Origin of the sequence: Halalkalicoccus subterraneus (assembly GCF_003697815.1) — an archaeon.
Classification (GTDB): Archaea; Halobacteriota; Halobacteria; order Halobacteriales; family Halalkalicoccaceae; genus Halalkalicoccus; species Halalkalicoccus subterraneus.
This window is the reverse complement of sequence record NZ_RDQG01000006.1, coordinates 100,403-116,034: the sequence shown is the minus strand read 5'-3', so window position 1 is coordinate 116,034 and position 15,632 is coordinate 100,403. Positions and strand designations below refer to the sequence as shown.

The 15,632-nt window shown below is 61.6% G+C and carries 14 protein-coding genes; 6 read left to right on the top strand and 8 right to left on the bottom strand.

Features of this window, described 5'->3' with window-relative positions; translation table 11 throughout:
• Window positions 1-85: 85 nt before the first annotated feature.
• The 3 genes from EAO80_RS01680 to EAO80_RS01670 all read right to left on the bottom strand — a co-directional run bounded on the left by EAO80_RS01680 (window position 86) and on the right by EAO80_RS01670 (window position 4,679).
• Window positions 86-1,015, bottom strand: a complete 930-nt coding sequence (locus EAO80_RS01680) for a glycosyltransferase family 2 protein (protein WP_162993828.1) — start codon at window positions 1,013-1,015, stop codon at window positions 86-88.
• A 516-nt stretch (window positions 1,016-1,531) separates the two neighbouring features.
• Entirely contained in the window at window positions 1,532-2,533 is a 1,002-nt protein-coding gene (locus EAO80_RS01675) for a DUF1616 domain-containing protein (protein WP_122088205.1), read from the bottom strand.
• Between the two features lie 112 nt (window positions 2,534-2,645).
• Window positions 2,646-4,679: a hypothetical protein gene (locus EAO80_RS01670; RefSeq protein ID WP_162993827.1), complete on the bottom strand. Its 2,034-nt coding sequence runs from the start codon at window positions 4,677-4,679 to the stop codon at window positions 2,646-2,648.
• A gap of 77 nt (window positions 4,680-4,756) precedes the next feature.
• Here EAO80_RS01670 and EAO80_RS01665 point away from each other — a divergent pair, with 77 nt between their 5' ends.
• Genes EAO80_RS01665 through EAO80_RS01655 form a run of 3 tightly spaced genes read left to right on the top strand, consistent with a single transcriptional unit; the run spans window position 4,757 to window position 7,511 of the window.
• Complete coding sequence (locus EAO80_RS01665; RefSeq protein WP_122088203.1) at window positions 4,757-6,190, top strand: DUF58 domain-containing protein; 1,434 nt, start codon at window positions 4,757-4,759, stop codon at window positions 6,188-6,190.
• Complete coding sequence (locus EAO80_RS01660; RefSeq protein WP_122088202.1) at window positions 6,187-6,666, top strand: hypothetical protein; 480 nt, start codon at window positions 6,187-6,189, stop codon at window positions 6,664-6,666. The genes EAO80_RS01665 and EAO80_RS01660 overlap by 4 nt, the downstream gene beginning before the upstream one ends.
• Complete coding sequence (locus tag EAO80_RS01655; protein WP_122088201.1) at window positions 6,663-7,511, top strand: hypothetical protein; 849 nt, start codon at window positions 6,663-6,665, stop codon at window positions 7,509-7,511. Before EAO80_RS01660 ends, EAO80_RS01655 begins: the two co-directional genes overlap by 4 nt.
• Before the next feature lie 352 nt (window positions 7,512-7,863).
• Here EAO80_RS01655 and EAO80_RS01650 read toward each other — a convergent pair whose 3' ends face one another.
• The 3 genes from EAO80_RS01650 to EAO80_RS01640 are packed head-to-tail and all read right to left on the bottom strand — an operon-like array spanning window position 7,864 to window position 10,190.
• Window positions 7,864-8,862, bottom strand: a complete 999-nt coding sequence (locus EAO80_RS01650; RefSeq protein WP_122088200.1) for an AAA family ATPase — start codon at window positions 8,860-8,862, stop codon at window positions 7,864-7,866.
• A complete protein-coding gene (locus EAO80_RS01645) occupies window positions 8,855-9,913 on the bottom strand; it encodes a DUF4350 domain-containing protein (protein WP_245998393.1) in 1,059 nt (352 codons plus the stop codon). Before EAO80_RS01645 ends, EAO80_RS01650 begins: the two co-directional genes overlap by 8 nt.
• A 1-nt stretch (window position 9,914) precedes the next feature.
• The gene (locus EAO80_RS01640) at window positions 9,915-10,190 is read right to left on the bottom strand and encodes a hypothetical protein (RefSeq protein WP_122088199.1); all 276 of its coding nucleotides are present in this window, start codon (window positions 10,188-10,190) and stop codon (window positions 9,915-9,917) included.
• A 506-nt stretch (window positions 10,191-10,696) separates the two neighbouring features.
• On the opposite strand from EAO80_RS01640, the gene EAO80_RS01630 reads away from it, so the two are divergent.
• A complete protein-coding gene (locus EAO80_RS01630; RefSeq protein WP_245998391.1) occupies window positions 10,697-10,951 on the top strand; it encodes a hypothetical protein in 255 nt (84 codons plus the stop codon).
• 209 nt (window positions 10,952-11,160) lie between these two features.
• On the opposite strand, the gene EAO80_RS01625 is transcribed toward EAO80_RS01630, so the two are convergent.
• Window positions 11,161-12,447 carry an MFS transporter gene (locus EAO80_RS01625; RefSeq protein WP_122088198.1) on the bottom strand — a complete coding sequence of 429 codons (1,287 nt, stop codon included), beginning with the start codon at window positions 12,445-12,447 and terminating at the stop codon, window positions 11,161-11,163.
• A gap of 332 nt (window positions 12,448-12,779) precedes the next feature.
• Between EAO80_RS01625 and EAO80_RS20555 the strand changes: the two genes are divergently transcribed.
• The gene (locus EAO80_RS20555) at window positions 12,780-12,986 is read left to right on the top strand and encodes a DUF2061 domain-containing protein (protein ID WP_211330609.1); all 207 of its coding nucleotides are present in this window, start codon (window positions 12,780-12,782) and stop codon (window positions 12,984-12,986) included.
• A gap of 11 nt (window positions 12,987-12,997) precedes the next feature.
• Here the strand turns inward: EAO80_RS20555 and EAO80_RS01615 are convergent, their stop codons facing one another.
• Window positions 12,998-13,984, bottom strand: a complete 987-nt coding sequence (locus EAO80_RS01615) for a GDP-mannose 4,6-dehydratase (RefSeq protein WP_122088196.1) — start codon at window positions 13,982-13,984, stop codon at window positions 12,998-13,000.
• Between the two features lie 235 nt (window positions 13,985-14,219).
• Between EAO80_RS01615 and EAO80_RS01610 the strand changes: the two genes are divergently transcribed.
• Window positions 14,220-15,626: a sugar transferase gene (locus EAO80_RS01610; protein WP_122088195.1), complete on the top strand. Its 1,407-nt coding sequence runs from the start codon at window positions 14,220-14,222 to the stop codon at window positions 15,624-15,626.
• The last annotated feature ends 6 nt before the right edge of the window (window positions 15,627-15,632 follow it).

The window sequence follows — 15,632 nt, the reverse complement described above, 5'->3', positions numbered from 1 at the left end:
TACACCCGTAGCTGGCGCTCTGATATCTCTTCGACTCATCTCAGATATATCAAAGATACTCTATTAGAGATACGGTCTGGTGGGACTACTCGTCGAAGAACGGATGGATGTTGAAGGCATGTAACAACACTCCCAAAAACATGAGCGAGAACCCAAAGAGCAACAGACCAGCCGAGGAGACCACGTACGCGACTAACGCCAGTGAGAACTGCGATAGGAGGACGAATTGGAGTGAGAGGATGGCGACGAAGATCCCGATAATCGCACAGAGAACGCCCGGTACGCCGAGCAACAAGAGCGGGTGGGTTCGTTGGGCGAATCGGGAGATGTTCTTCACCAACCCGAATCCGTGTGAGAGTGCCCCTTCCGTACTCCCCTGCTCGACATCGTAGCGAATAGTGGTCCCGACCTCTGTAAAGTCAAACCCCTCCTGTTGGGCGTGATAGAGGATATTGGTGCTCGCCCACATCCCATCGCCGATCCGATCGGTGAAGGCAAGCGACTCGATGGCCTCGCTACTGTACGCCCGAAAACCGCTCTGCGTATCTAAGATCCAGTTGTGGGGCGAAAGTCGTCCCATACTCCAGTTCGTGAGGAGATTCACGATCCCCAACCCGATCGACCGAACGAACGGCAGGTCCGTGGCGGCGTCGTCCGTATACCGACTTCCGATGACGATATCAGCGGTGGAGGTGGTCGTAGCTTCGATTAGTCGTGGAATAGTCCGTGGATCGTGTTGTTCGTCGGCATCAAGTGTGACCAGAAGATCCGTGCCATGGTCGTTGGCCTGCCGGAAGATAGTCTGGAGTGCCCCACCGTACCCGCGATTGCGTTTGTGGGAAACGACCTCTGCACCGGCCTCGCGTGCTTGTTTGGCCGTTGCATCGGCGCTTCCATCGTCAACGACGAGTACGTGATCAGCGAAGGCTTTGACCTTCTTGACGACCCGGCCGATCGAGTCCGCGGCGTTGTACGCCGGGATACCGACGAGAACGTACGTATCCTCCCACTCCACGTCGGCTTCGAGGGTCTCGAATAATTCCTCAGTATTAATGTCAAATGTCTCGGAAGAGCTATCAACTGTTCGCGTCCCGTCCACAACCGATTCCTGCGCACTTGATAGAAAGACCTCCGATTGGGTAGATGCCTGCTCTGCTGACTCGGAGTGTTGAGTATCAGTCATTCCCCTCCTTCATCCCAGAATCGGGAAGACAATAAATGTCCGCAGAAGTACACTATCTTCGTAATGAATGGAAGATAGTTAATCCATTTCGTTCACATAGTCCACATCTATTTTACAGATATTTGATTGCTTCTTATACAAATAATAATACACTGTCGGATTATTTGGATTTTGCATGATTACTGACCAAAAAGAAAACGAACGATGGGTGACAAAGAAATACAGGACAAGCTAGAGATAATTAGAAATAGTTGACACTTCTCGATGAGTGCATCATGGACAGTCAAACCATACTAGTCCAGAGGACTCACCAGATCCTGCAACGTCGAGTCCGAGTAGAGCGGGGGTTTACTCGACGTCAATCCAGAGATGGGTCTCCCGATAGGCGTTCTCGCGGGTCGGTTGAGCGGGTATCTCTCCCGTATACAGCAAGAAGTTCAGCCGGAGTTCCTCACCGGCCATCGTCGGCGTCACCGTCTGGGACTCCTGATAGGTTTCGTTGTGTTCAAGGGTCGTTCCGAACCGGTCGAGCTCCTCGCGTTCGACCACCTCGGATTGGTTGCCCTCCCCTTCGACCCGTTCGAGCTGGACCACCACTGAATAGTCAACCGTCTCGTGTTCGTTGTTCCCGATCCCGACGATCAGCGACTGGGGCTCGCCCTGTACAAACTCCTCCGGGTAGTTATCAGCGACGCGGTCGCCGTCTTCGTTCTCAGTCAGCAGATAGAACTCGGAGAACGATTCGCCGGGCTGTGGGTAGGCGACGGCAAAACCCACACTGCCGACCGCGAGCAACAACGCCAAAACGAGCCCCACGGTCAGTGCAGCATCGATTCGATCGTCAGGTTCGAAGAGCTCCGCACGCCCAGCGACGAGCCACTCCTGATACGGCACCGAGAATTGCTTCTCGGGCTCTAACTCCCATCGTCGAACAGCGCCTACGATAGTACACCCGATCGTGAACGCGCTTACGCTCAGAACGATCGGTGTCAGCCGGAGTCCCCATGGCGTGAAGTTCAAAATCAATCCCAGCAGGGGGACGATCGCGATACTGGTCCCGAAGGCGAGCGCGACCCGCTCGATCGGATCGATCCCTCCACCCCTGCTTACGGTTTCTTCGTCGGTCGGTACACTCCCTCGTTCGGGGAACAACGCGGCGATGAACGCGTAGCCGGGAAGGAAGAGCACGAACGGCAATCCGAAGAGAACGCGAAGGGACGTCTCGCGAACGATCGGCAGGAACACCGCAAGCACCGTCAGCAGCGTCAGGACGATCACGGCCGCGAGATCGGCTGGAAGCCGGCGGACTGGCCGCGGCAAAATCAACCACCAGCCCCGATCCGATTGCATTATCGCTACTTTCGTTTCGGTCGTAAAAAAATCGGTCGATACGAAATCCGGGTTCTGATCAACCAAAGGAAGAGGACAGCACGGCTCGGCTCGACCGAGTCCGATCGGAACGTTACTCGTCGATGATCGTCTCCGCCTCGTCGACCGCCGCGTCCGCGTCGTCCGAGGAGACGCCGAGTGCCGAAAAGGCCGCCTGTTCGAAACGCTGGGTGAGCGAGCGGAGCGCATCGATCTGCTCGGCGGCGAACCCGTCCTGATGGGACTGATAGAACTCCCAGTGTGTCGCCGTCCGGCTTTCGTCGCTGTCGTCCTGCCGGATCGCGACGTACGCGCGTTCGACGGCTCGGTTCGGATCGCCGGACTGGGCCAGATCACGTGCGGACGACAGTAACGTTGCCCGAAGCGTCGCCGCGTCTTGCTGGCTCGATGCGCCTGTATTCGTGGCGTCATCACCACTCAGGTCCGGGCTGTCCGTCGTCTCACCGCGTCGGCCAAGCAGGAAGTACGCCCCAGTCAGTCCCAGGAGAACGGATCCTGCGAACGTGAGCCAGTGTTGGGTTTCGAGCCCTGACAGGCTCGTATCGAGCCAGCCAATTCCGAGCACCTCACTGAGCTGCGTGAGCAACGTCACCTCCCCGACCTGGACGTCGGTCGACGCCGTACTTTCGCCGAGATTACTGTCGTCCTCGGCGTACGTCGCCTCGACCGTGACGAACGCGCCCGCGGTCTCGGGCACGTCGACGAGCGTCTCGAAACTCCCGTCTCCCGCGGTCTCGATGGTCGTGCTCTGACCGGCAAAGTCGAGCGTGACGACTTCGCCGGCAATAGGCGTGCCATCGTTAGTGCTGAGCGCCCCTTGGACGTAGATCGAGTCGTCGGTGTGGTTGGCCGCCACCTCGAGTTCGCTCTGGGTTTCGGAGACCGTCGCCACGGTGGTCGTCTCGGCGCTGGCGAGTGCCTGCTCGTTGAGTGCGGTGCTCGCCCGGACCTCGATGTCGTCTGCGCGGATGTCTGCGGGAAGGGTCGTCGTGGATTCGAAGCTGCCGTTCTCGTCGGTGGTTGTTTCGCCGATCCGATTCCCGTCAGCGAACACGGCGACCGGCACGCCCTCGATGCCGACGGTGGCGGCCTCGACGGTTCCGGTAACGGTGAACTCCTCGCCGTACGCGACGCTCTCGGTCGCGTTGGTGATGTCAATCGACGATTGTGTCTGTTCGATGCGGACGGGAACGCTCGTTTCGGCCTCGGCGTACTCGGATTGGGCCTGGGGCGTGTAGCCAATCTCGAGTTCGGTCAGGTCGAGCGATTCGGTCGTCGGTCGGTACTCGACCGAGAATGACCCGGTCGAGTCGGTCGTCGTCTCGATCGTCTGCTCGTTGATCTCGAGGACGATCGGTTCGTTCGCGACCGGCTGCCCGGCCGTCGTCGTGATCGTGCCGTCGATCGTCATCGGATCCCCAAAGGAGGCCGTCCTGGAGTCCGTCTCGACGGTCAGTTCGGTCACGACGAACTCGGTGTTGCGAACCTCTTGTTGGGTCGTTGCGACGTTCGAGCTGACGTCCTCGACTGTCGCGCGCGTATCGGACGTGTCGGTTCCGGTTTCCTCCTCGATCGTCTGCTGGCGTTGCTGGACCGCTTGACTGTTCTCTTCGACGTCCTCGGAGAGATCGTTCAGATCGCGGGCGAGCTCGCGCGCGCGTTCGTCGTCACCCGCCGCCTGTGCGTCCTGATACTCCGTGTAGGTCTGGTTGTACTCCTCGGTCGCGTTGATCAGTTCGGTCTGATTGGTTTGGGCTTGCTCGAACTCCGTGGCATTGTCCTCGCCCACCATCTCGGCGTACTGGGTGAGATAGCCGTTGTAGTCGTCACCGAGCGTCTCGCGCGCTTGGTCGTACTGGCCCTCACTGAGTTGTACTGAGCTCTCGCCGAGTGAACTCCCGAGTCGCTGCTGGAGCCAATTGGCGACACGCTCGCTGTCGCCGTCCTCGCTGGCCTCGTCGGGATTGGTGTGTGGTGCATCCGCCCCCGTTTCGTTCGTAGTCGCGTTCTGTGCGGCCACATCGGTGGGCGCAACGCCGCCAACGGCGACAAGCGAGACACAGAGCCCGAGGACGACCAGCGTCAGGAGGCGGCGATTGGAAGACACGTACTCCCGCATCTGACAGCGAAGGATAAAAATCTCTCGTCGGTAGGTTCAATTACCTCTCGAAATACTACAGAAGTATGCATGTTACCCGGCAGTTCTGGGCGGTCGTCGCGCTGGCGACGGCGTTCGCGGCCGGCGGCGTTGCTCTTGCGCGGCCGGTACTCGTCGTCGGCGCGGCGATGATCGGCGCGTGGCTGATCGCCCGCCAGTACGCCTTCGCGCGGGCGCTCGGTGAGACGATGGCCGCACTTTCGATCGACCAGACCCTCGCGCGCGATCGCGTCGTCGCCGAGCGTCCCACACCGCTTGCTTTTCGCGCTACCCTCACTCAACAGACCCCATTAGGAATCGCGCTCGAACCGGGCATCCCGGTCGGAGCGAGCGTCGAGGGCGAGTCGGAACTTACCCTCGGGCCGGACGAACGGGTGTCGGAGCGGGTCGTCGACATCAGCTGGCCGATCGCCGGAACCTTCGAGTTCGATCCGGCGACGATCAGCGCGCGCGATCCACTCGGACTGTTCGAGGAGACCCTCATGGGGGGCGCGACGCCGACGGTCACGGTCGAGCCACGCGGGCCGCGAAACGTCCACGTCGGCAAAGGTGGTGAGCGCATCCGCCGGGCGTTCGGCGAACACGAGTCGGATCCCCTCGAATCGGGTATGGACCCCGAGGAGATCCGCGAGTACATGCCCGGCGACGCCGCCCGCATCATCGACTGGAAATCGACCGCTCGAATGGGCTATCCGCACGTCCGCGAGTTCGAATCCGAAACCGACCGAAAGACGGTGTTGCTGATGGACCATCGAAGCAGTATGGGTGATGGTCCCGAAGACGAGACGAAGCTCGATTACGCCCGCCACGTCGCGCTCTCGCTCGCCGAACAAGTACAGGGGAGTACCGATCCGCTCGGGTTCTACGCGGTCGACGGGGAGGGCGTGACCGAGCGCCTCCCACCGCGGAACTCGACTGGTCACTACGCCGCCGTCCGCTCCCGAATTCATGACCTCGCGGTCACGCCGGGTGACGCTCCGGTCCGAACCGATCGCGACCAGTGGTCGACCGCGCGGACGCGAGAGCTGGCGAATCTCGACGAGTCCTCGCCGTTCTCGACGCGGCTTCGCCCCTACGGCGGTTCGATGACGATGAACGAGACGCAGGCCGTCGAGGACGACCCGCTGGCCGCTGCCGTCAGGACCCACATTCGCCGCTTGGGAAGCGGGACGTGGACGATCATCCTCACCGACGACACCCATCGCGCGGAGGTCCGCGAGGCGGCACTGCTCGCTCGCCACCAGGGCCGTCGCGTCCTCGTGATGCTGACGCCGACGGTGATGTTCGAATCCGACGAACTGGCCGACCTCTCGGCTGCGTACGAGGGCTACAGCGAGTTCGAGGCGTTCCGGCGATCGCTCGACCGGCTGGATCGCGTCTCGGCCCTCGAGATCGCCCCCAGCGATCGACTGGCCGCCGTCCGCTCGAGCGGTCGGCAGGCACGGAGGGCCGTCGCATGATCGACGAGTCGAACCGAGCGATCACCGAGCGCTCGTGGACAGAGTTTCTCGCCGTCCTCATCGCGGCCGCCGGGTTCGCTCTCCTCGGGGATTTCGCCCCCATCGGCATCGCCGGCGGAGTCGCGATCGGCCTTCTCTGGCTGACCCTTCCGGTGATCTATGCGGTCGCGCTGGGTCACCTGCTCGTCGTGGCGCTCACCGTCGACGGATTTGAGACGCTCGCAATCGCTGTCGCCGAGCTCGGTCTATTTGGAATGCTCGTGGCGGCGATACCGACGTTCTACGATCGCGGCGCGGTGACCTCGATGACGGTCTTCGTCTTCGGACTGTTCGTCTTCGTCTTCGGGATCGCCTTCGTCTCGAGCGAGGCGCTCTGGATAGGCGCGCTGGCGTTGGTCGTCGTCGGCGCGCTCGTCGCCTACGGCATGCATCGCTATGAACTCGTTTCGCTCGACCTCGTGGAGGGAGCGACATGAGCCTCGGACAGTCGCTCACCGACGACGAACCGGAGACGGATCCGGACGTGACCACCGCACGGGTCGATCTGCTGGAAGCCGAAAACGATCGCCTTCGCCGCGAACTGGCCCAAGCACGCCAAGCGCGCTACCGACGGGCCGCTTTCGGCACCGGATTGGTCGGTCTGGTGGCGATCGTCGGAGCGTTCTTCTTTCCCGTCGCGAGCACAGTCCTGTTCGCCCTCGGGGGGACCGGTCTGTTCACGGCGCTGCTCATCCGCTATCTCACACCCGAGCGGTTCGTCTCCGCGACGGTCGGCCGCCGGATCTACGAGGCGCTCGCGACCGATCACGAGTCGCTGACGAACGAACTCGGGCTCGGGGAAACGCAGCTGTATACGCCCATCGACACGGACAGTAATCCCGCCGTCCGGCTGTTCGTCCCCCAGCAAACGGAGTATTCGATCCCCGACGACGAGGAACTCGACTCGGTGCTCGTCCTTCCCGCCGACGATCGCGGACGCGGGGTCGCCTTCGAACCGACGGGCGACGCGCTCGTCGACGAGCTGCGATCGGCGACGAACGGCGACCTCGGAAGTGACCTCGACGTCCTGGCGGGTCAACTCGCCGACGGGCTGGTCGAAGTCTTCGAACTCGTCGACGGTGCGACGCCGAATACGGACCCCGAAAACGGCCGACTCTCGGTCGAAGTGTCCGGTAGTGCCTACGGTCCCGTGGATCGGTTCGACCACCCGGTCGCGTCAACGGTCGCTACCGCCGTCGCGGCCGAACGAACCACTCCGGTCGAACTCGACGTCACGGAGACAGAAGACGGAAACTACGTCGTGACCTGTCGAGAACTATAGGTTAGTCGTCCATTTCTGCGCCACAGACGGCACAGAAGTTCGGTTGCCATGCCACCGTAAAACGGATCTCTCGATCCGCCTCACACTGCTCGCAGTATCCCATCTGTGTTTGTGACATCTAGTATTAGCCACGACCGGCGACGGCTTATGGTTATCTCAATATTTAACGCCACAGTTATCAGAAGCGAATAGGGTACATGAATCGGACAAGTATTGATTTCGTATTTTTCAACATTCACGTATTTCGAGTGAATAGTGGGTATATTTCACATGGTGGATTTGGGGATGGTCACAATATCGTTTCAAATAGACTTCTATCGGTCGAAGAACGGGAGTACTCGAGAGAGGACAGCTACTCGTTGTGGGGAATCGGGTTGTCGCTGACGGTCGGTCGGTCGTCGGGAACGGAACTGCCCGGGGGCTCAACTGACGAGACGATCTCCTCGATCACGTCCTCGCTCGTCACGTCGCTCAGCTCGGCTTCCGGCGTCAACAGGAGGCGGTGGGTGAGGATCGGCTCGGCGAGCGCCTTGATGTCGTCAGGGATGACATAGTCCCGGCCGTGGATCGCCGCCCGTGCCTTCGAGGTGTTGAGAAAGGCGAGCGTCGCCCGCGGTGATCCCCCGTGGGATGTATCGGGGTGGTCCCGGGTCTCGCCCACCAGATCCAGAATGTAGCCTTTGATCTCGTCGCTCACGTGGACGTCGACGACCATCTCACGAGCATCGAGCAGATCGGCGGGGTCGATCACCTGTTCGATTGCCTCGGGACTCAGATCGGGCGTCTGATCGAATCGGTCGAGGAGTTCGCTCTCATCGTCGCGCTCGGGGAGATCGACGATGAGTTTGAGCTGGAAGCGGTCGCGCTGGGCCTCGGGCAGCTCGAAGGTCCCTTCCATCTCGATGGGGTTCTGCGTGGCGATCACCATAAACGGCGTCGGCAGCGAGAGCGTCTCGCCCTCGATTGTGACCTGGCGTTCCTGCATCGCTTCCAGCAGCGCGCTCTGGGTTTTCGGCGTCGCGCGGTTGATCTCGTCGGCCAGCACGAGGTTCGCAAAGACGGGCCCGCGCTGGAGGACGAACTCGCCACTCGATTCGTGATAGACGTGGGTCCCGGTGATGTCCGCGGGAAGCAGGTCGGGCGTCATCTGGATACGCGAGGAATCGAGCCCGCTGGCGCGGGCGAACAGGCTCGCGGCCGTCGTCTTCGCGATCCCCGGGACCCCTTCAAGGAGGACGTGACCGCCCGTCAGCAGCGAGATCGTCAGTTGCTCGACGACCTCCTCTTTGCCGATGAGAACGGTCTGGACCTCGTCGCGAATGGTGGTGTACGTTTCTTGGGGATCAGTCATTCTCTGACCTTTTTTTCCGAGACATTATGGTTGTTATGACCCGTTCACGGCGATCGTCCTCCCAGTCTGGATGCCGATCCTCCAGGAGCCGCCGCAGCTCCGGCTCGCTCAGGCCCACGCGTTCGTCGGCATCGGGGTCGTCCGAACGCCCGCCGAGGGTCCGTTGACCCAGCGTCATGATCGACAGGACGAGCCCGCCGCCGAGTGCGAGCTGCAGGGCGGCGGACTCACGGAGCGTCAGGAGGGCCATGGCGGTCGGCGGGATGTCCGTGCTATGGGAGGTATCGAACAGGATCCGATCGTGGAGCGCGAACAAGCCCTCGGCGAACGCCTCGTTGCCGGGCCGTTCGAGCATGGCGTTGATGAAGACGCTCGGGTCGCTCACCGCGACCACCTCGCCGTCACCGACTTCCTCGGCGGTGACGACGGGATACGATCCGAGCGTCTCCGCGTCGTCGAGTTCTTCGTTCCGGTTGGTGTCGAGATAGCCGTACTCGGAACTCGCCGCGAGCACTGTCGCCTCGCCGGGCTCAACGACCGTCCCGCGGTTGATAGTGATCGACTCGCTCTGGGCGACGTAGGGGTGGTCACTGACGTTCGTCGCCACCGGCAGGGCCGGCGAGCGGTAGTACTCCTGTTCGTCGCGCAGCGGGTCGCCGTTGAACCGGGCGCTCGCACCGACGTCGTCCAACAGCGCGTTGCTGTGGGATCCGAACGCGTCGGCGACGACGAGCGTCCCGCCGTTCTCGACGAACGTCTGGAGGCGCTCGCGATCCTCGCCGGTATACGCCTCGTCGGGCGAGAGGACGAACGCGACGGAGTTGTTCGCGGGCTGGTCCGCGTACTGGGCGGTGTTCGTGACGATCTGCAGGTCGGCGTCGGACGCATCGGCCGCCCCTCGGAGGTCGGAGGTCCCCTCCCAGGAGAAGGTAAACGCGCCGAAGGCCGCCCCGGAGGTGCTCGCTGCGACGATGAGCGCGACGATGACGACGACGATGTACGCGCCGGCGATCAGCTCCGGCAGCGAGCGGTCGGACAGCGACACGTCCACGCTAGAACACCCCCTCCGGAAGGATGGCGAGAATGCGCTGGAGGACGATATAGCCGAAGACCGCGAGCCCGATGACGATGATCCAGCGCAGGCGCGTGCGCCACTCGGGCGTAACGTTGAACGGTGCGGTGAGCTCGGTGACGACCAAGAACCCGATCAGCGAGAGAACGAAAAACAGCTCCAAGGAGAGCGAGTTCAACAGCGAAAGCAGGACGATCGTCACGAGCATCCAGGCGGTCTGGCCGTGGATGAACCGTTGGCGGCGATGAGTCGGCATTTAGTTCCGTTTTCAGTCCCATTGTTACGAATCTAACGGCTTTTGGGTTCGAAGAGAAGCAGACTGGGCTGTCCTCCCCAACAAGGTGTTGCCAAGTACCGTATCACGGGCCGAAAGAAGTGTAGTAGTGCCGCTGCTATGGTAACCGTGTTCCCGCAGCCGGTACGGGGGATCGTCATCCCATCGGAGATCCGCCGCACTATCGACAGCTACGTCGCCGACACTCACCCGGAGGAAGCGGGCGGGTTTCTCGCGTGTACGCGCCGTGGTAGTCGACTACACGCCACCCATCACGTGCCCTTACCGAACGATGCAACGAACCCGAGGCGACGGTTTAGGACCGTTATCGGTGAGCGAGTACCGCCGCCACCACGGGTGTTCTATCATTCCCATACAAGCGCTCGCTCACCATCCGGGCACACGCGAACGGATGAACGTTCGATTCCAAAACGCTTCTCAATCGTCGTCTTTGCCCCACATGGCCCGATACTAAGCTGGCTATCAAAATGGTCCGGGATGCGGTCACCCAGCTTGATCCCGACAACTTCGGGTTCGATGTCGTCGAGGTCGCCCCGCAGTACGACGTCAGCGACACGAACTCCTACAACGGTGGGATCACCTCCGGATTCGCGAACCGTCTGATTATCGAGGTGCTGGGTAGTATGGCGCTCGCTGATCGCGACCCCAGCGAGGGCTCGCCCATCAAGCCAAAGGAACCACTCGGTCCCCAGCCCGATCTCGAAGCGTCGGCCGACGACTGAGATCGCGGACCCATCAGTGAGGTGATCGACTGTATCTGACCGAGAGGGATGGATGTGAAGAGCGGGACTGTGGCCTCCACGTATCAGATGCTCTCAAACGAATTCATCACGGGGTTTCCACTGGATGTGATCGAGGATCGCTCCGTGAACGAAGACAACCGGCGGGCATCCAGTATCAGTAGGGAACAGGGGGATCCATCGGGCACCGATCAGCCGTGAGAGGGTGATCGAAGGCCCACGGCTCCAAGCGCAGCAAGGATCCCCAGCACACCGCCCAGTACGAAGGTCGTCGACCACCCGACGGTGGGAGCTAGCCAGCCGACGCCGATACCGCCAAAGACCCCGCCACCGATCTCCATCAAATAGACGATGGCGTAGTTCGCCGAGGAATGTTCGTCCCCGAAGTACCCGGCCATGAGACTCGGAACCAAGGTGTACTGTGTTCCCTGAAAGAAGCTCGCGAAGACGACGGCGCCGAGAAACGCGGTCGAGAGGCCGAGGACGCTGCTCAACACGACCAGGAGAGCGCCGATCCCGCAGGCCGAAAACGCGATGAGCATCGATCGTTCGCGACCCAATCGATCCGAGATCCCGCCGATGGCGACCCGGCCGAGGCCGTCCGCAATCGGAAGAGCCGTCGCAGCCGCCGTCGCGATTCCGGCCCCGATCCCGCTGTTCTCGGCGAAGAGAACGATGTTTCCGGCGAGCATGTAGCTGACGCTCGTGATACCGGCGAACATGGCGAACAGGATACGGAACTGTCGGGTTCGAATCATCTCCCGCCAGGTATATTGCCGAGTTACCATCTCGATCGTTTCCGTCGAGGAATGATCCGTCTCCTGCGTGGACGAGTCGGATCGGGCGCCCCCATCGGTCATCCACCCTGTCGGGGGGTCGCGAAGCACGACCGCACTGGCGACGACGCCGACACAGATCAGGATGCCGATGTTCTGGACGGCACCGGGGAACGCATCAACCGTGGCATTCGCACGGACGTAGGGGATGAACACGGCGCTTCCGCCCGCATACATCATCGTTCCGACGCCGGTGGTGAAGCCTCGCTTGTCAGGAAACCATTTGAGGGCACTGTTGGTCCCGACGGTGTAGACGACCCCAACGCCGATCGCACCCAGCGAGTAGAACAGGTAGACGTGCCACAGCGCCGTCGCGTATGCGAGACCGACGTAGCCACCACCCGCGAGCATGCCGGCAAGAATCGACAGGTTACGCGGTCCGAACCGATCCCGATACAGACCGGCCGGGAACTGCGAGATCGACAGAAACACCACGAACAGCGTAAACGCCGCTCCGAGAGCGGCCAACGAGAGCCCGAGATCCCTGGCGAGGGGCTCCTGAATCGCCGTCCAGACGTATTTGTACGGACTGACGAGCCCCATCATCACGGCTGTGGCGACGAGTTGCCACCATCGCGAGAAACCGAGCTCCTCGTAGGCCCGCGTCGAGAGATCGACCGTTTCGGACGAGGGAGTCGTCATACCGTATCACGACCGGCATGATTCCGGCGGCCGAGACGGTCGACACCGGTCGCTTCGACCAAGCGCCTCGGGGCCACTGGACGACGCGAAGCTGGACTGAAAACGGTCCTGCGTCCAGTAGCAAGGGGAGAAGTTCCGTTCGGTTGTACCGTCGGCGTGCATGTCCACTCCATGACGAAGCCAGTCGTTTTCACCGAGAATCGTCCCGTGGATAAGTTGGCGGATCCCATCGCAATATCGCCGCTTTCTTCGTCAGAGACGGGCTCTACCGTACGATTGAAGATGAAGGATATCGACGCAGCGAACGCACCCAGGGCCGAGGACGGATCGAAGTGGAGGGAGTCGGCGGATCACTCACAGTCAGCGGTGCTTGGCTGATCATCGGAGATGTGAGCGATGCGCTGAATATCGGTCGCGTAACGAACGTCGTGAAGACGGGAACGTACTACCTCTATGAGCGAACGTGGGGGTCACAGGGCTACCTGACGTTTGCTGGGCTACGTTCTCCATTGCCCAGGGGAACTGAATCAGTGGCGTGACAGTGTCCTGACTACGAATTCCGAACCAGCGGATCGTACCAGCCCTCGTTCGCTCGATACCACTCGATGAACTTCGAGACGCCCTCGCGAATGTCCGTCGTCGGTTCGTAGCCCAGCAGTTCGTTGGCTTTCGAGATGTCGGCATGGGTGTGTTCGGCGTCGGCCTCGTTTCGCTCGCCGTACTGGAGCTCGAGTTCGGGGGCGAGCTGATCGCGAACGACCTCCGCGAGCGTTTTGATATCGATGTTGTCGGTACTGCCGACGTTCATGATCTCCCCGTCGGCAACGTCCGTTTCGAGGAGCCGTTCGTTCGCCCAGAGGATGTCGTCGACGTAGGTGAAATCCCGCGTTTGTGAGCCGTCGCCGTAGATGACGGGCGACTCTCCATGCAGACAGCGCGAGACGAAGTTCGAGATCGCCATGTTGGGGCGCATCCATGGGCCATAGACGGTGAAGTAGCGCAGGGACACGGTGGGCAGCCCATAGATCTCGGAATACACCCGGACGTACTGCTCCGCCGCGAGTTTCGAGACGCCATAGGGGCTAACCGGCGTCGTGGGATGGACCTCGTCGTAGGGCAAGTACTGGGGTTTGCCGTACACGGACGAGGAGCTCGCGACGACGACCCGCTCGATATCGCTGTTACGAGCGGCTTCGAGGACGTTGATCGTTCCGTCCACGTTCGTTTCGTTGAGCTTGGTCGGGATCTCGACACTGGTGCGGACGCCCGTCTGAGCGGCCTGATGAAAGATGTAATCAGCGGTTGAAACGGCCTTCTCTACGGTTTTCGCATCGCGAATGTCCCCGAATACCAGTTCGTACCGTCCATCCCCCTCGGCGGCCGATCGACGACAGCGTTCGAGAACACGTTGTTTGAGATCGTGGTTGTAGTCCGGATCGAGATTATCGAGCACAGTCACATCGTGGCCACGCCGGAGAAACCGTGCAGAGAGGTGACCGCCGATAAATCCTGCTCCCCCAGTCACGAGAAGGTCCATCACTCTATCGACGCTAATCTGAGAGCAAAAGACTGCCGAAGACCACCGGGAATGGTCGGATCACTCATCGAGAACGGGGGAAAGGACGCCACTACAGGTGAGACTTATACTGATGCCAAGCAGTACAGTAGACGGACACGACGGCAAATGAACTACTGTCGACAGTAGCCACAGAAACACCAAAGCAGTGACTTCGGTAGAAATACGTCTCCCGACGACGACACACAACGAACGTATGGGGTGGCGATATCGACTCGTGAACCTGGGCGGGGTGCTCCTCTTGACGGCACTAGCCTTTAGCCTCGCCACCAGTCCACCAGTTCAGGTCATCGACACGACATATCGCTCATTTCTCAATGGTTCGTCATTTCTCCGACCGGGACAGACGGACACGATCGCGCTGGTCAGTGCCGTCGCCGTCGTCGTCGGGTCGTTCCTCACGCTATCCGACCCGCAGACTGACCGGCGACTCGATACGGTCGTCCACACCGAGACGCGCGTCCTCCGCGCCGCGGTTCTCCTAGCGACGCTCGGATATTTTAACTGGGTGTCCGTACCGCAGACGACGCTCGTGATGGCGACAGGACTGCTGTTGATCGTCCTGCCCGTGTGGCTGGCGGTCGTCCGCGCACGGCCCGTCGAACGGCGTGATCGAGCGCTTGTTATCGGAACGGACGCCGCGCAGATCGAGCGGATGATCGCCGCGGCGGACGTGCCGGTCGTCGGCTATCTCTCGCCGGCAAGCGTAGAACGAACGACGGCGTCCCGATCGATGGCGATCGCCGACGGGGGGATCACACGCCCGAGTGTCGGACGACTCGGCGGACTCTCGCGGATCGACGCCGCCCTCGACGAACACGGAATCGACACCGTGTTACTCGCCCTGCCGGAGACCGACCGGGGGGAGTTCTTCGGGACACTGACGCTCTGTCGCGAGCGCGGCGTGCGGGTAAAGACGTTCGCGGACCACGGCGTCGACGTCTTCGTGAGCGACGAAGACGAGGACGACGAACTGATCGTGGTGGATCTGGACCCCTGGAACATGCAGGATCACGTCGTGAAGCGCCTGTTCGATGTCGCGTTCGCCGCCGTTGGGCTCGTGCTGCTCGCACCGGTGTTCGTGCTCATCGCGATCGCCGTCAAACTCGACAGTCCCGGGCCCGTCTTCTACGTTCAGGAGCGAACCGCCGTCTTCGGCGAGACGTTCGCGGTCCCGAAATTCCGGACGATGCGGCGCGACAGCGAGGCGACCGATCTCGGCAGCGACGAGGAGAACGGTCGAATCACGCGGGCCGGCCGCCTGCTTCGCGAGTCGAACCTCGACGAGCTCCCGCAGCTGCTGTCGATCCTCACCGGACGGATGAGCGCGGTCGGCCCGCGGGCGATCTGGATCGACGAGGAACGGCGCTTCGAGGCGGCCATTCCCGGCTGGAAGTGCCGCTGGTTCGTCAAACCGGGTCTGACCGGCCTCGCACAGATCCACGACGCCTCGAGCAGGGAGCCTCGCAGGAAACTCGACTACGACCTCGAGTACATCGACAGCCAGTCGGCCCGGCTCGATGTCGCCATCGTGCTCCAGCAGGTCCGGCTCGTGGTGACTCGCGTGCGTTCGCTACTGATCGAGGGGTCGGAAAGTCGATGAGGGGGA

Excerpts from the sequence above, each read along its gene's own strand:
- EAO80_RS01655 (WP_122088201.1), top strand. The coding sequence starts at position 6,663 with ATGAGCCTCGGACAGTCGCTCACCGACGACGAACCGGAGACGGATCCG.
- EAO80_RS01630 (WP_245998391.1), top strand. The coding sequence starts at position 10,697 with ATGGTCCGGGATGCGGTCACCCAGCTTGATCCCGACAACTTCGGGTTC.
- EAO80_RS01640 (WP_122088199.1), bottom strand. The coding sequence starts at position 10,190 with ATGCCGACTCATCGCCGCCAACGGTTCATCCACGGCCAGACCGCCTGG.
- EAO80_RS01665 (WP_122088203.1), top strand. The coding sequence starts at position 4,757 with ATGCATGTTACCCGGCAGTTCTGGGCGGTCGTCGCGCTGGCGACGGCG.
- EAO80_RS01675 (WP_122088205.1), bottom strand. The coding sequence starts at position 2,533 with ATGCAATCGGATCGGGGCTGGTGGTTGATTTTGCCGCGGCCAGTCCGC.
- EAO80_RS01650 (WP_122088200.1), bottom strand. The coding sequence starts at position 8,862 with ATGACTGATCCCCAAGAAACGTACACCACCATTCGCGACGAGGTCCAG.
- EAO80_RS01615 (WP_122088196.1), bottom strand. The coding sequence starts at position 13,984 with ATGGACCTTCTCGTGACTGGGGGAGCAGGATTTATCGGCGGTCACCTC.
- EAO80_RS01625 (WP_122088198.1), bottom strand. The coding sequence starts at position 12,447 with ATGACGACTCCCTCGTCCGAAACGGTCGATCTCTCGACGCGGGCCTAC.
- EAO80_RS01660 (WP_122088202.1), top strand. The coding sequence starts at position 6,187 with ATGATCGACGAGTCGAACCGAGCGATCACCGAGCGCTCGTGGACAGAG.
- EAO80_RS01610 (WP_122088195.1), top strand. The coding sequence starts at position 14,220 with ATGGGGTGGCGATATCGACTCGTGAACCTGGGCGGGGTGCTCCTCTTG.